General features: G+C 37.3%; 12 protein-coding genes. 4 read left to right on the top strand and 8 right to left on the bottom strand.

Features of this window, described 5'->3' with window-relative positions:
• Positions 1-45: 45 nt before the first annotated feature.
• Complete coding sequence (locus tag BM327_RS14470) at positions 46-1,233, bottom strand: 5-(carboxyamino)imidazole ribonucleotide synthase (protein ID WP_244526233.1); 1,188 nt, start codon at positions 1,231-1,233, stop codon at positions 46-48.
• A 53-nt stretch (positions 1,234-1,286) separates the two neighbouring features.
• Between BM327_RS14470 and BM327_RS14465 the strand changes: the two genes are divergently transcribed.
• Genes BM327_RS14465 through crcB form a run of 4 tightly spaced genes read left to right on the top strand, consistent with a single transcriptional unit; the run spans position 1,287 to position 4,414 of the window.
• Positions 1,287-2,426 (top strand): adenylate kinase, encoded by a 1,140-nt coding sequence (locus BM327_RS14465; RefSeq protein WP_244526232.1) that lies wholly within the window; start codon positions 1,287-1,289, stop codon positions 2,424-2,426.
• A gap of 9 nt (positions 2,427-2,435) precedes the next feature.
• A complete protein-coding gene (gene obgE / locus BM327_RS14460) occupies positions 2,436-3,425 on the top strand; it encodes a GTPase ObgE (RefSeq protein ID WP_090252370.1) in 990 nt (329 codons plus the stop codon).
• Positions 3,422-4,015: a phosphatase PAP2 family protein gene (locus BM327_RS14455; RefSeq protein ID WP_090252366.1), complete on the top strand. Its 594-nt coding sequence runs from the start codon at positions 3,422-3,424 to the stop codon at positions 4,013-4,015. Before obgE ends, BM327_RS14455 begins: the two co-directional genes overlap by 4 nt.
• Before the next feature lie 30 nt (positions 4,016-4,045).
• Positions 4,046-4,414, top strand: a complete 369-nt coding sequence (gene crcB / locus BM327_RS14450; RefSeq protein WP_090252357.1) for a fluoride efflux transporter CrcB — start codon at positions 4,046-4,048, stop codon at positions 4,412-4,414.
• Here crcB and BM327_RS14445 read toward each other — a convergent pair.
• The 7 genes from BM327_RS14445 to BM327_RS14415 form a co-directional block, all read right to left on the bottom strand.
• A complete protein-coding gene (locus BM327_RS14445; RefSeq protein WP_090252352.1) occupies positions 4,398-5,720 on the bottom strand; it encodes a 1-acyl-sn-glycerol-3-phosphate acyltransferase in 1,323 nt (440 codons plus the stop codon). The genes crcB and BM327_RS14445 overlap by 17 nt on opposite strands.
• Before the next feature lie 69 nt (positions 5,721-5,789).
• The gene (locus BM327_RS14440; RefSeq protein ID WP_090252349.1) at positions 5,790-6,473 is read right to left on the bottom strand and encodes an LOG family protein; all 684 of its coding nucleotides are present in this window, start codon (positions 6,471-6,473) and stop codon (positions 5,790-5,792) included.
• Between the two features lie 3 nt (positions 6,474-6,476).
• Positions 6,477-9,299 carry an excinuclease ABC subunit UvrA gene (uvrA, locus tag BM327_RS14435; RefSeq protein ID WP_090252345.1) on the bottom strand — a complete coding sequence of 941 codons (2,823 nt, stop codon included), beginning with the start codon at positions 9,297-9,299 and terminating at the stop codon, positions 6,477-6,479.
• Positions 9,289-10,215, bottom strand: a complete 927-nt coding sequence (locus tag BM327_RS14430) for a lytic transglycosylase domain-containing protein (protein WP_090252341.1) — start codon at positions 10,213-10,215, stop codon at positions 9,289-9,291. The genes uvrA and BM327_RS14430 overlap by 11 nt, the downstream gene beginning before the upstream one ends.
• 31 nt (positions 10,216-10,246) lie before the next feature.
• On the bottom strand, positions 10,247-11,326 hold the full coding sequence (locus BM327_RS14425; protein ID WP_090252336.1) for an MraY family glycosyltransferase: 1,080 nt from the start codon (positions 11,324-11,326) through the stop codon (positions 10,247-10,249).
• Positions 11,327-11,336: 10 nt separating this feature from the next.
• Entirely contained in the window at positions 11,337-11,882 is a 546-nt protein-coding gene (gene rfbC, locus BM327_RS14420; protein ID WP_090252333.1) for a dTDP-4-dehydrorhamnose 3,5-epimerase, read from the bottom strand.
• Positions 11,879-14,230, bottom strand: coding sequence for an exopolysaccharide transport family protein (locus BM327_RS14415; protein WP_090252328.1), 2,352 nt, complete (start codon positions 14,228-14,230; stop codon positions 11,879-11,881). Before BM327_RS14415 ends, rfbC begins: the two co-directional genes overlap by 4 nt.
• Positions 14,231-14,232 lie beyond the last annotated feature (2 nt).

Raw genomic sequence — 14,232 nt, 5'->3', positions numbered from 1 at the left:
GTTCAATAATAAAAGGAGGCGAAGAGGTAAATATAAAAACTTTCTTTATTCACTTATCACTTTAAACCTGCTTTTAATCACGCGAGCGGTTTCCTTTGCTTTTTCCAAGTCTGGATTTATTACCGTAATGTGTCCCATTTTACGGTTAGGCTTTGTAGATGCCTTTCCATACATATGTGCGTAAGCTCCAGCTTGTTGCATCACAAAGTCAAGTCCGTCATACACGGTTGGACCTTCGTAATTTGGATCTCCCAAAACATTAATCATTACGCCGGGTTGAACAATAGCTGTATCCCCTAAAGGAGTATTGGTAATTGCTCTCAAATGCTGCTCAAACTGAGAAGTTAAGTTCGCTTCTATGGTATGATGACCAGAATTGTGAGGGCGGGGAGCAATTTCATTTACTAAAAGTTCATCTTCTTGCGTTAAGAAATATTCTATGGCTAAAATTCCAACCATGTCTAATTTCTCAATGATTTCTTTGGCCAATTCTTGTGATCTAACTTCTACTTCTTCAGAGATTTCAGCAGGAGAGAACAAGAATTCAACAAGGTTTAGTTCTTTACTGAATTCGCATTCAACCGTTGGGAAAGTTTTTATTTCACCTTTTGCATTTCTTGCAACGATCACAGAAAGCTCTTTTTTGAAATCAACGAAAGATTCTAAAACGCAAGGACCATCAAATCCATGTGCAATATCAGCTTCAGTTTTCACCGCTTGAACACCTTTCCCATCGTATCCACCTTTTCTTAATTTTTGCATTACGGGCAATAGCTCGAGATTGTCAAAAATTTCTTCTTTCGAATTTACCAAGGCAAAAGGAGCAGTGGGGATACCATTGTTCTGATAGAATTCTTTTTGTAAACCTTTATCTTGAATCATTTCTAAGATATGCGGTTGCGGATAAACTTTTACACCTGCAGCTTCTAATTCTTTAAGTGCTTGAACATTTACGTGTTCAATTTCTACGGTGATTACATCTTTGTCTTTTCCAAAGTTCATCACATCATCGTAGTCTGTTAGTTTTCCTAAAGTGTACGAATTGGCAATTTTAGAACAAGGCGCATCAGGATCGTTATCCATACAATGCACGTGTACATCGTAATTAATCGCTTCTTGGATTAACATTCTACCTAGTTGACCTCCGCCTAAAACGCCGAGTTTAAAATTATTTCCGTACCAAATTGAATTCATGCTGCAAATATAAGTGCCTTTTACTAAAATATCTTCCATTTTTACAGAGTTATTGCATCTGACGACCATCTCTTTAAGCTAAAATCTTATTTTTGCAGTTTTTAAGGCAATTCTCAGGTTTGTTAAGGCTGCAAGACAAAACATTTTCAACTTTCATAAATGCTGCGCGCGTTCAAGCGGCGGTGAAGTCTGTAGCACAATCAATAAATTCTCATTACAAAGGCGAAGAAGTCATTTTCTTGGCTATTTTAGATGGAGCTTTCATGTTCGCAGCTGATTTATTGAAGCATGTTGATTTGACGTGTGAAATTAGTTTTGTGAAAGTGCAATCTTATGAGGGAACAAAAAGCACCGAAAATGTGGAGACACTCTTGGGCTTGGATGTAGAACTTGAAGGAAAAAACGTTGTGATTCTCGAGGATATTGTGGATACGGGAAGAACGATTGAAAAGGTAAAAGACATAGTAGGTGTTGCAAAATGTAAAAGTTTTGAAGTCGCTACTTTTCTTTTTAAACCAGATGCATTTTTATTCGAAGATAGGCCTAAATTTGTGGGCTTAGAAATCTCCAATACATTTGTGGTTGGTTATGGTTTAGACTATAATGAAAAAGGTAGAAATTTGGATGCCATTTTTCAACTTAATACAGTACAAAAAGATATGTTAAACATAGTATTATTCGGCCCTCCTGGAGCAGGGAAGGGAACACAGTCAGAAAGGTTGATTACTAAATATGATTTAGTGCATTTATCAACTGGAGATATTTTTAGAGCCAACATAGGTGGTGGAACAGAACTTGGAGTTTTGGCAAAAAGTTACATCGATAAAGGACAATTGGTTCCGGATGCTGTAACTATAGATATGTTGAAATCAGAGGTGAAAAAATACCCAGCAGCGAAAGGGTTTATTTTTGATGGATTCCCAAGAACAAATGCACAAGCAGATGCTTTGGATGAGTTTTTGGCTTCTTTAGATATGTCTATTTCTGCCATGTTAGCCTTGGAAGTTCCGGAAGAAGAATTAAAAACGCGTTTGGCAAAACGTGCTGAAGTTTCCGGTAGAGCAGATGATGCTGATCCAGCGATTATTCAGAATAGAATTAACGTGTACAGAAATGAAACAGAACCAGTAAAAGAATTCTACCAAAAGCAAGATAAATTTATTGCAATTGATGGATTAGGTTCTATGGATGAGATTTCTGAGCGTTTATACACAGCAATTGATAAATTGTAAAAATATAACATGGCGGGTACTAGTTTTGTAGATTATGTAAGGATTCATTGTAAGTCTGGAAACGGCGGGGCTGGGTCTACCCACATGCGTAGAGAAAAGTACATCCCCAAAGGTGGACCAGATGGAGGTGATGGTGGTAGAGGTGGACACATTATCGTAAGAGGTAATGAGCAAATGTGGACCTTACTTCACTTGAAGTACCAAAAGCACCATAAGGCAGGACATGGAGGACATGGATCGGGCCAGTTAAAAACCGGTGCACAAGGGGAGGATGTATATATAGAAGTTCCTGTGGGGACCATCGTAAGAGATGGTGAAACCAAGGAAATTATGTATGAAATTTCTGAGCACGGTCAGGAAGAAATTGTAATGCCTGGAGGTAGAGGTGGTTTAGGAAATGATCATTTTAAATCATCTACCAATCAAACTCCACGTTACGCACAACCCGGAGAACCCTTCCAAGAAGGATGGATTATCTTAGAGTTGAAAGTGTTGGCCGATGTTGGTTTAGTAGGTTTCCCTAATGCAGGAAAAAGTACTTTACTTTCAGTAGTTTCTGCAGCTAAACCTGAAATTGCAGATTATCCGTTTACGACATTAAAACCAAACTTAGGTATGGTTTCGTACAGAGATAATCAATCTTTTGTGATGGCAGATATTCCTGGAATTATTGAAGGAGCCCACGAAGGAAAAGGTTTAGGATTGCGATTCTTAAGACACATAGAGCGTAACTCTTTGTTGTTGTTTATGGTTCCCGCAGATAGCGATGACATCCATAAAGAATACAAAGTATTATTGAATGAATTAAAGTTGTACAACCCTGAATTATTGGATAAGGAAAGGTTGTTGGCCATCACCAAATCAGACATGTTGGATGAGGAATTGAAGGCAGAGATGGAACAGGATTTACCAGGTATTCCACACATCTTTATTTCATCGGTAGCACAAATGAATATTGTAGAGTTGAAGGATTTGATCTGGAAACACTTGAATAAATGATAGCGTATTTAGAAGAATTAGACAGGAATATTGTTGTAGCCGTTAACGGACTCCACAACCCAGTTTTGGATGAGTTGATGTGGTACACCAGCAAGATTCCTGTTTGGTTCCCGCTATATCTTTTGCTTTTTGTACTGGTCTACAAAAAGTACAAACTCAAAAATTTTCTCATTTACCTCGGTACCTTTGCTTTGCTCATTTTGTTGTGCGATCAAATTTCAAGTACCTTGTTCAAACCCTTAGTTGCCCGTTGGCGACCTTCTCATAATTTGCTGCTTACCGATCAGCTTCATTTCTATGAAATGAGACCGGGTGAGTTCTACAGAGGAGGGAAGTTTAGTTTTATTTCTGGTCATGCTACCAATTCCTTTGGAATAGCCATGCTGAGTAGTTTGGTATTAAAACCTTACTTTAAAAACATCATGAAATGGATGTTGTTTTGGGCTACTTTGGTTTCTTTTTCTAGAATCTATTTAGGGGTACACTATTTAAGTGATATCGCTGCTGGCGCTTTGGTAGGGAGTGGTGTTGCATATCTTCTTTACAAATACCTATTTCAACGTTTCATACACCCGGTAGAAGAACTTTAGTGTTCCTCAAATTAATCTTATTTTAGTGCTATGAACTGGTTGGCAATATTTATAGGAGGAGGTTTGGGTAGCCTTTCAAGGTTTGGAATAAGCTATCTTTTTAAAAGTTTTCAATGGCAAAAAACTTTTCCTCTGGCTACTGTACTCACCAATGTTTTAGCCTGTATTATCTTGGCCATTACAGTTTACTTATTGAAAGATAAAATCAATGAACAACCTTGGTTGTATTCATTAATAGGCATAGGTTTTTGCGGAGGATTCTCCACTTTTTCTACCTTTTCTTTAGAAAGTGTACAGCTATTTCAAGACAAGTTGTATTTCTACGCCTTTATGAACATAGCTGCCTCTGTATTGATTTGTTTTGGCTTGATGTTGTTTATAGCTAAGCAACAGGGATAATTGCACCTATCTTTTCTAAAATATCTTTTCTCATTTTAACCAAAGTAGAAACATCTTGCTTGGCTAATTTCGATTTGATTTTGTAATCTTTTAAGTGTTGTATTGCTTTGTAGGCAATTAAACCAGATAGCATAGGTACAAGGAAAAAGTACGCCCAAGCTATTGGTGTGTTTTTGATGAACAATGCATTGATCAACATGACTATACCTATGTTATAAAGTCCCATTAAAATATGCCCCACCATCATTTTTACCGAACTCCAGAATACTTTTCTCTTCATGGTATTCTCCACAAATTTCTTGGTGATGATGTAGGGAATAAATCCGTGAATGAGTCCTAGAAGCGTAACGGGTAAACTTAAAATCAAGAACAATAAATCTTTGTAGCGTGTAGTTTCTTCGCTAACTAAATTAAACATATACTTTTCATCCAGTTTACTTCTTTTCAATAAAGCGAAGTATCTGTCAGTATCTTTTTTAAGTCCAATTAATTGCTCATCATTTTCAAGATCTTGTTCATTGAGCCAGTTGGCTAATTGTTGAGAGTATTTCCAACGTTCTACAAGGGTGTATTTCTTATCGAAATTATCTGGATTCATTCCCTTACGCGTAAGTCGCATAACGTTTTCATGGAAAGGTGCCCATTCTTTTTTGTCCACGTGGGTTAATTGCGAACGTAAGTCTTTTTCTATGTGTTGTGTAAGGTGATTAATGACCTTGTTTGGATTCTCTTCGTATTCTTTACGGTAGTCATTTAAACAAATAGGGTCTCCGTTAGAAATGAGAGTTCCACTGCCAAATTTATTAGGTTCTGTGTAGTTTACACCCACCGTTTGGATGTAGATATTCTTAGACCAATTGATTTTTTCCAACGCACCAAAACCTATACGCGCTGCTCCTTTTTTCAAGGGTTTCAAACGACGAATAAATACATCATCTGTAAATCCTTCTCCAAAAATTAATAAGCTTCTTCCGTTTTTTAAAATCTTATTGCACTTTTCAAAAACCTCTTCGTTTTTCTTTTTGGTGTCTTCACCATCATGTGCTCTGTAGATAGGAAGCATGTGTGCCGCCCACAGTATAGGCATCATGATAGGTTTAAACACATCGGCTCTGGTCATAAAAAACACGATGGGCTTTTGATTAGAGGCTACCACCAAAGGATCCATAAAAGAGGCCGCGTGATTACTCACGAAAATGGTGCGTGCAAATCTCTTTGTGGGTTCGTTTATTTTTCTCGTTCTTGGATAGTACACCCATAGCGAAAATTTCAACGTAAACTTCAGTGCTAAATATGCTAATCTCATCGTTGGAGTTTTTTACCAGAGCGCAAAAGTAAAATTTATTTCTAAAAATTACCAAAGGCCCTAAGGGCACTAGAAGTTTGGCGTGAAAGAGTGAATTTTAAAGAAGTCGTCTATGAATTCTATAGCCTCATCTGCATCATCCACAACGGTGAAAAGTTCTAAGTCTTTTTCGTTGATGTTGTTTTCTTTCTCCAACATGGTGCGCTTGATCCATTCAATTAAACCCGACCAATAATCGCTTCCTACCAAAACAAAAGGTCGTCTATTTATTTTCTTGGTTTGCATTAAGGTTAATGCTTCGAAAAGTTCATCCAAGGTTCCAAATCCTCCAGGAAGGATGATAAAGCCTTGTGAGTATTTTACAAAAATCACTTTTCTTACAAAGAAGTAGTCGAATTGCAAGTTGTGTTGTGGGTCAATAAAAGGATTACAGTTTTGCTCGAAGGGAAGGTCTATATTCAACCCCACGGATTGTCCACCTCCGGCTTGAGCACCTTTGTTTCCGGCTTCCATAATTCCTGGTCCACCTCCTGTAATGATACCATATCCTTTTTGAGAAAGTTTTTGAGCAATCTCAGTTCCTATTTTATAATATTCGTCGTGATCTTTTGTACGTGCAGATCCGAAGATAGAAATACAAGGTCCAATTTTGGCCATTTTTTCATAGGCCTCCACAAACTCAGACATGATTTTAAAAATCGCCCAGCTATCGTTTGTTTTTATTTCATTCCAATCCTTTCTTACTTTGTTCATACGTTAGAGTTTTAATTCTTTCTTCAGGTACTTTCCTGTATGAGATTTCGACCTTTTTAAATTGGCCAAACCTTCCGGGCTACCTTGGAATAAAACACTTCCACCACCTTTACCTCCTTCTGGACCTATGTCTATGATGTGATCGGCAACTTTGACGATATCTAAGTTGTGTTCGATTACCAACACAGTGTTCCCCTCTTCAACTAAACGTTGCAATACTTCGAGTAACATTCTTATATCTTCAAAATGCAATCCTGTTGACGGCTCATCCAGGATGTAAAAGGTTTTTCCAGTTGATCGTTTAGAGAGTTCTGTTGATAATTTAATACGTTGCGCTTCTCCTCCGGATACAGTGGTAGAGGGTTGTCCAAGTTTGATATACCCTAATCCTACTGATTCTAATGTACTCAGAATTCTGTGAATTTTAGGTATGTTTTCAAAAAACTTAGAAGCCGCTCCTATGTTCATATCTAGAACATCTGAAATGGATTTTCCTTTGTACCTGATTTCCAGTGTTTCTCTATTATAACGTTTCCCATTACAGGTTTCGCATTCAACATGAACATCGGGTAAGAAATTCATCTCAATTACCTTAACTCCGGCCCCTTTACAGGTCTCACATCTTCCGCCTTTCACATTAAAGCTAAATCTTCCCGGTTTGTACCCTCGAATTTGAGCTTCAGGCATGGAGGCGAAGAGTGAACGTATTTCTGTAAATACATTCGTGTAAGTTGCAGGGTTAGAACGTGGAGTTCTACCTATAGGACTCTGATCGATTTCGATTACCTTATCAATGTGCTCCAAACCTTCCACCTTTTTGTAAGGCATAGGTTTTTTTACCCCGTTGTAGATATGTGCATTTAAAATAGGGTAGAGGGTTTGGTTGATCAAAGTAGATTTTCCACTTCCCGATACCCCTGTTACACAAGTAAAAGTTCCTAAAGGAACGGCAATGTCCACATTTTTAAGGTTATGACCACTTGCGCCTAAAAGACTTAAATAGTTGCCATTTCCTTTTCTTCTTTCTGCAGGAATTTCAATTTCTTTATCTCCCAAAAGGTAAGAAGTAGTATGTGAATTTACCTCCTTGATATTGGAGAATTTATCTGCATTTACAATGGCACCACCGTGTATACCGGCTCCAGGACCTATATCTACCACAAAGTCTGCAGCCTCTATCATCTCCCTATCATGTTCCACCACAATAACAGAGTTTCCTGTATCTCTTAATTTCTTTAAAGAGTCAATTAAACGTGTATTATCTCTTTGGTGTAAACCAATAGAAGGCTCATCTAAAACGTACAATACATTCATCAATTCGGATCCAATTTGCGTGGCCAATCGAATACGTTGTGCTTCACCTCCAGATAAAGATTTAGCAGATCGGTGTAGGGTGAGATAATCCAATCCAACTTCTAAAATAAAGTTGATTCTATCTCTAATTTCTTTGATGACTTCTTTTCCAATTTTTAATTGATCATCTGTAAGTTTGGCTTCTATTCCTTCAAAGAAATCATGTAGTTCTTGTATGTCGAACATGGCCAAATCACCAATGTTCTTGTCTAATATTTTAAAGTAATGTGCTTCTTTTTTGATGCGGGTACCGTGACACGTTGGACATGGAATCTTATTCAAGAAACTCTCGGCCCATCTTTTTACAGCCGCACCTTTTGCCATCTCTGCATGACGATTAACGATGTTGACCACACCTTCGAAGTCGGGTAAATCTCTACCGCGTACATCTTTTAAACCACTTGCACCATAAAGAATTTTATCGATAAGCTCCTCTGGGAAATCACTCAAAGGTTTTTTTAGTGTAAGTCCATTTTGCTCGACGAATTCTTCCAACAAAGCAAACATCCAGTTGTTTTTGTACTCCCCCAGTGGAGCAAGTCCACCCTTGGCTATACTTAAAGCTCTATTCGGAATAATTTTATCTTCATCTACCTCAGAGATTTCACCCAATCCACTACATTTTGGACAGGCTCCATAAGGCGAGTTGAACGAAAATAAATTGGGTTCTGGTTCTGGGTAACTAATACCTGAAGTTGGACACATCAAAGCTCTAGAGAAGTGACGCACATTTTTTTCATCGTCTTTACGCATCACCATCATGGATTTATCTCCATATTTCATGGCGGTTTGTATACTCTTAGCTAAACGCGTTCTGTATTTTTCCTCCACAGATAAACGGTCTATCACAATTTCTATATCGTGAATTTTGTACCTGTCGAGTTTCATGCCTTTTTCGATGTCGAGTAATTCTCCATCTACACGCACTTTGGTAAATCCAAGCTTACCAATTTGTTCAAAAAGCTCGCGGTAATGTCCTTTTCTACCTTTGATTTTTGGAGCAAGAAGGGCAATCTTTTCTCCTTCAAAATCGCGAAGAATAAGGTCTGTAATTTGATCATCTGAGTATTTTACCATGGCTTCACCACTCACGTAAGAGTAAGCAGTTCCCACACGTGCAAAAAGAAGTCGCAAGAAATCGTAGATCTCTGTAATGGTTCCCACTGTAGAACGCGGACTTTTAGAAACCGTTTTTTGTTCTATGGAAATTACAGGACTCAATCCTTCAATTTTATCCACATTGGGTCTTTCCAAACCAGATAAAAATTGTCGGGCATAAGAGGAGAAAGTCTCTAAGTACCTACGCTGACCTTCAGCAAAGATGGTGTCAAAGGCCAAAGAAGATTTTCCACTTCCACTTAAACCTGTAAAAACCACCAATTCGTTGCGTGGAATTTTAAGGTCAACATTCTTTAAATTATGTTCTTTAGCACCGTAAATTTCTATAAATTCTCTTTGATCTTTACTCTCCATTATCTTCTCGGTATGCGTTTAAATTAGCCCCTTTTGCAGGCAACAAAATTACATAGGATTTACCGGGTTCAACCCTTAATTGGTTCGAAATTAACCACGGATTGAGTTTTTTGAGAATTTTTTTATTGAAACCTTCATTTTTAGCCCAAAGCGACAAATCAGAGATGGTGCTGTCCACCCTAATTTCTTTGATTTGATAAGGATTGTAATAGGTGTTAATCTTAAAATTATATTTTTCAGGATGTTCTATGATTTCCTTTAAAGCCATGATTCTAAATACGTAACGAGAGGTTTCTGTATTCAAATTCAAATCGAAGAAGTTATCAGCGTATTGAGCTTCAAGATTGTTTTGTATACCATTAACTCCTCTGTTATAGGCAGCTGCGGCCAGTATCCAACTTCCCAGTTTTTCTTTAGCGCTTTTGAGATAGGCACAAGCTGCTCGTGTACTTTTTTCAACGTGTTTTCTTTCGTCTATATCTTTGTTGAGGGTAAGTCCGTAGTCTTTGGCTGTTCCTTCCATGAATTGCCAAAATCCTAAAGCGCCTACATAGCTGCGAGCTTGGGTAAGTCCGCTTTCTGCTACAGCCAAGTATTTGAAATCATTGGGTAAGCCTTCTTCTTTTAATATTTTTTCGATTAAAGGAAACCAACGCTTGCTTCTTTTTAAGATAAAAAAGGTGCTCGAATGGTAGTAAGCATTTGTGATGATTTCTCTTTCATATCTTTCTCTAAGGTCTATATCTTTAAGTTGAATTTCTGTACCTAAGAAATTGACATGGTCTGGAAGTTCGAAATCACTAAAGGGTCTTTCAATATTGTTTTCTATCTGTATTTCTTTGGTTTGCTCTGGAGCTGCAGGTGTACATGCATAAAGTAAGCTTCCCAAGAAGAAGATTGTTGCAAATTTTGTCATACTGTAAAATAACAAAATTATCTTTTCTACACTATTTGGAAGGTGCTTTAAAACGCTGAGTATTGCTGTAAAGACGTGCGAAAACAATAAGAAAGTACGTTAGTCCAACTCCCCAGCTTAAATAAATATTGACATCGATTAAAGTTATGAGTAATATGCTGAGCGCGGAAGAGCAAATTGAAAGCAGTAGAAAGTTAAACCATACTTGATAGTCTGTTTTTCCTTTGTAAACCATATGGTGCGTAGTGTGATCTTTTCCTCCTACCATGGGAGATTTACCTGCTTTGATTCTATTTATAGTAACCGTAAGCGTATCTACGATGGCTGGGGTAAATGCAACAAGGGTAATCACTATGGCTTTCCATCCCGCTAATTCTAAAATTGAGGTAGAATTCCATAATCCTTTTATAGAGAAAAAGCTCACAAACAAGCCAATGAATTGAGAGCCTGTATCTCCCATAAACATTTTAGAGGGGTGTATGTTGTACTTCAAAAACCCTATTAATCCTCCTACTTGCGTAACTAAGATAATGGTCCAGAAATTTGTGTTAATGTCTAAGGTGATGAAGCTAATAAACAAACAACTGGTTAATATTCCTACCACCACAGTTGCTGTTATTCCGTCCATATTGTCGAGCATATTCAAACTGTTCATTATACCCACAACCCAGAGGATGGTGAATAGGGCATTGATGGAGTAATATGGGGTAATTTGAATAATGGTATCAAACAACACAAGTATTACTCCTGAAAGGATTTGCATGGAAAGCTTCAGCATGGGGCGAGTATTGTAGGCATCATCTGCCATTCCCATAAAAAAAGCAACAACCGATCCGGCTAATAAACCAAGAAATTCGTGATTCCTGAATATGTTCGCGTCTGCATAGAAAATTGCAAAAGCGAAAATAGAAAACATGAAAACAACGAAAAAACTAATCCCTCCTAGTGAAGGTTTAGATTCATTACTCCAGCGAATAATTACGTCGTTTTTATTACGAATACCTAAGGTTTGAGCAAAATGCAAAATAAGTCCATTGGTCATAATAGACACAGTAATTCCCAAAAAGAAGAAAATAAGTATCTGTATGATTTTAACCATTAATATAGACATGTGCTAAGGGTTAAAAGGGAGAAACAAAAGAAGCAAAAGCGTCTGCATCTCTATCTTTTTCAGATATTACAGGTGCAATGTCTCCCCATTCTATAGCTAAATCTTTATCAAACCAAGCAAGAGAACCTTCGCTTTCTGGGTGATAAAAATTTGTACACTTGTAACTAAACAAGGTGTTGTCTTCGAGGGTTAAAAATCCGTGGGCAAATCCGGGAGGAATGTAAAATTGAGTTTTATTTTCACCACTTAGGAGTATACTTTGGTGTTTACCATAAGTAGGAGAGTCTTTTCTAATATCTACGGCAACATCTAAAACAGCTCCTGAAATAACGCGTACCAATTTACCTTGAGCATGGGGTGGTTTTTGAAAGTGCATACCACGCAATACTCCTTTTGAGGAAAGTGATTCATTGTCTTGCACAAATTGTATGTCTTGTCCCGTTTCCGCTGTAAATCTATCGCGTTGAAAACTCTCCATAAAATAACCTCTGTGATCACCAAATACCTTTGGTTCAATTACCCAAAGTCCTTCTATTTCTCCTTTCGTAAATTTCATTTTTTAAATCGTCTATTTTTCTTTTGATCAGCAGTGTACCCGTATCCATAACCATAGCCGTACCCGTATTTCGAGTTGCGTTGCTCAACTCCGTTTAGGAGCAGGTTAATAGATTTGATTTTCTGAATTTCCTTGAGTTCCAAAACGCGTTTGATGAATTGTCGTTTGGAATAATTTGCTTTAAAAATGTAAATGGGAATATCAGCATCGTGGAGTAATTGTACACCATCTGATACGATTCCTACAGGTGGATTGTCGATTAATACGTAATCGTATTTGGTTTTAAGGTTTTCGATAAGCTCAGTTAAATATTTACTTAGGATGAGTTCGGATGGATTCGGAGGAATACTTCCGGCTGTAATGACATCCAAATTTGGAATAACATCTTTGTTGATGCATTCTTCTAAGGTGCAGTTTTGACTCAAAAAATCGGAAACACCGAGTTTGTTATCCAAAGATACTCCCAAGTGAACTTTGGGTTTTCTAAGGTCTAAGTCAAGAATTACCACACGCTTGCCAGACATGGCTAAAATTGCACTTAAATTCAAAGCCACAAAGGTTTTCCCTTCTCCTGAAATAGAGGAAGAAATGGCTATGGTTTTCGCCTCTGGATTAATGAATTTTAGGTTACTACGTATACCTCTAAATGCTTCGGATAAATAAGATTTTGGATTATTGTGTACCACCAACTGAGAGTGCGGTGAATCTGAATTCTGAAATGGAATTGAACCCAAAATATTCATTTGGTTTTGAGCCAGTTTTTCTAAATCTCCCAAATTGTTGAGTTCATCATAACTAACATATTTGAAGAAAAGGAAAAGTAAAGCCAGCAGAATACCCAATATGAAATAGGTGTAATAAATCTGAAATTTGTTCGGTTCTACAGGAGTTGAATTCAGTAGTGCTTTAGAAAGTACTTTGTTCTCTGAGGTGTAACCTGCATTCGAAATAGCGTAGGCCACCTTTTTTTCGTTGAGTGATGTGTAGTATTTTTCGTTAAGGTCTTGCTTGTTTTTTAAACGACTCAATTCCATCTTTTTATCTGGAATAGAGAAGAATTGACTGCGAGCTTCTTTTACCTCATTTTCCAGGAAATCAATGCGTTCAGCAGTTTTCTCTTCTAAGGCATTGATGATTTTATTGGTGATCTCAATGTCTGCCGAAATTTTCTTATCGAGTTGGGTGATGGTTCTACTTTCTTCGGTCACCGTATAAAGCAAGTTTTCCCTTTGTTCCAATTTGGAAAAAAGAGTTTCAATTTGATCTTTTAAAGCATTTTGGTAGCTTTTTTCTATGAGAACGGGCAATAACTTATATACCTCTGTGCTGCGCGGTGAATTATTGATTTCTGTTTTTATACGCTTTAAATCTTGGTGTTCAATTTTTAATTTTTCAAGCTCATTTTCAAGCGTGTTTACTTTCGCGGAGAGATTGCTCTCTATGTTTTCGAGATCTGATAAATTTTCACGACGTTGAAACTCCGTTAAAGCATTACGAGAGAGTATGAGTTCTTTATTTAAAGAGTCTAACTGCGCATTAATGAACTTCAATATTTTCTCGCTACTTTCTTGCTGGAGGTGGTCGTCATAATCAAAGAAACTTTCACCTACGGCATTACAGATGTCTTGCGAGAGATGCGCGTTGTTACTGCGGTAAGAAATTAAGATACTTTTCGCCTTAACGTCCAAAGGAGCTATGGTTAAATCTCCATGGAGTCGCGCCATAAGACTTTGAGTGTTGTTGAAAACAAAATAAAGTTCGTTGTCGTTGATGTCGCGCTTTAAAACCTCTTCATTTTCTGACTTAATAAAGATGTGAAAGAATTCGTTCTTGTGAGCTTGATTTAAAAAGACCTCTTCTATATATTCCTTGCCTTTGTAGTTATATTTTATTTTGTATTGATTCGAGTTGTCTTTGTAAAAGTATATGGGTAGGTTGTATAAATCAGGTTCGTTCAATTTAAAGAGTTGCACCTGAAATTGTGATTGTGTATACCTTTCTTCGGTAAGAAATTCACCCTTGGCAAAATGACTCACTTCTAAATTTAGACGTTTTAATGCTTCTTCGAAAAGGAATTGAGAGCGTAACAATTCGATTTCTTTCGAAATGTTACCGTCGTTATTCACATTCTTTAAATCGAGAACATTTGCCCCTTGGTCTTCATTGTCTATCTGAATAACCATTTGAGATTGGTAAACCGGTTTGGTGTACCTTAAGTAAAGGAAGGATAGTGCTCCAAAAAAAGCAATAATCAATAAGGCAAACAGGAAATTCTTTTTCAGGACATTTCGGATGATGTCGAGATCAAATTCAGTGTTTACAAAAAATCGATTTTTAGAACTGTTCATGG

This window comes from Lishizhenia tianjinensis (assembly GCF_900116425.1).
Classification (GTDB): domain Bacteria; phylum Bacteroidota; class Bacteroidia; order Flavobacteriales_D; family Crocinitomicaceae; genus Lishizhenia; species Lishizhenia tianjinensis.
Note: the sequence above shows the minus strand (reverse complement) of the source record. Positions and strands in the feature narration are given on the sequence as shown.

Bases quoted from the DNA above. Each gene is read 5' to 3' on its own strand.
- rfbC (WP_090252333.1), bottom strand. From the start codon at position 11,882: ATGAAATTTACGAAAGGAGAAATAGAAGGACTTTGGGTAATTGAACCA.
- obgE (WP_090252370.1), top strand. From the start codon at position 2,436: ATGGCGGGTACTAGTTTTGTAGATTATGTAAGGATTCATTGTAAGTCT.
- BM327_RS14425 (WP_090252336.1), bottom strand. From the start codon at position 11,326: ATGTCTATATTAATGGTTAAAATCATACAGATACTTATTTTCTTCTTT.
- BM327_RS14440 (WP_090252349.1), bottom strand. From the start codon at position 6,473: ATGAACAAAGTAAGAAAGGATTGGAATGAAATAAAAACAAACGATAGC.
- uvrA (WP_090252345.1), bottom strand. From the start codon at position 9,299: ATGGAGAGTAAAGATCAAAGAGAATTTATAGAAATTTACGGTGCTAAA.
- BM327_RS14455 (WP_090252366.1), top strand. From the start codon at position 3,422: ATGATAGCGTATTTAGAAGAATTAGACAGGAATATTGTTGTAGCCGTT.
- crcB (WP_090252357.1), top strand. From the start codon at position 4,046: ATGAACTGGTTGGCAATATTTATAGGAGGAGGTTTGGGTAGCCTTTCA.
- BM327_RS14415 (WP_090252328.1), bottom strand. From the start codon at position 14,230: ATGAACAGTTCTAAAAATCGATTTTTTGTAAACACTGAATTTGATCTC.
- BM327_RS14430 (WP_090252341.1), bottom strand. From the start codon at position 10,215: ATGACAAAATTTGCAACAATCTTCTTCTTGGGAAGCTTACTTTATGCA.
- BM327_RS14445 (WP_090252352.1), bottom strand. From the start codon at position 5,720: ATGAGATTAGCATATTTAGCACTGAAGTTTACGTTGAAATTTTCGCTA.
- BM327_RS14470 (WP_244526233.1), bottom strand. From the start codon at position 1,233: ATGGAAGATATTTTAGTAAAAGGCACTTATATTTGCAGCATGAATTCA.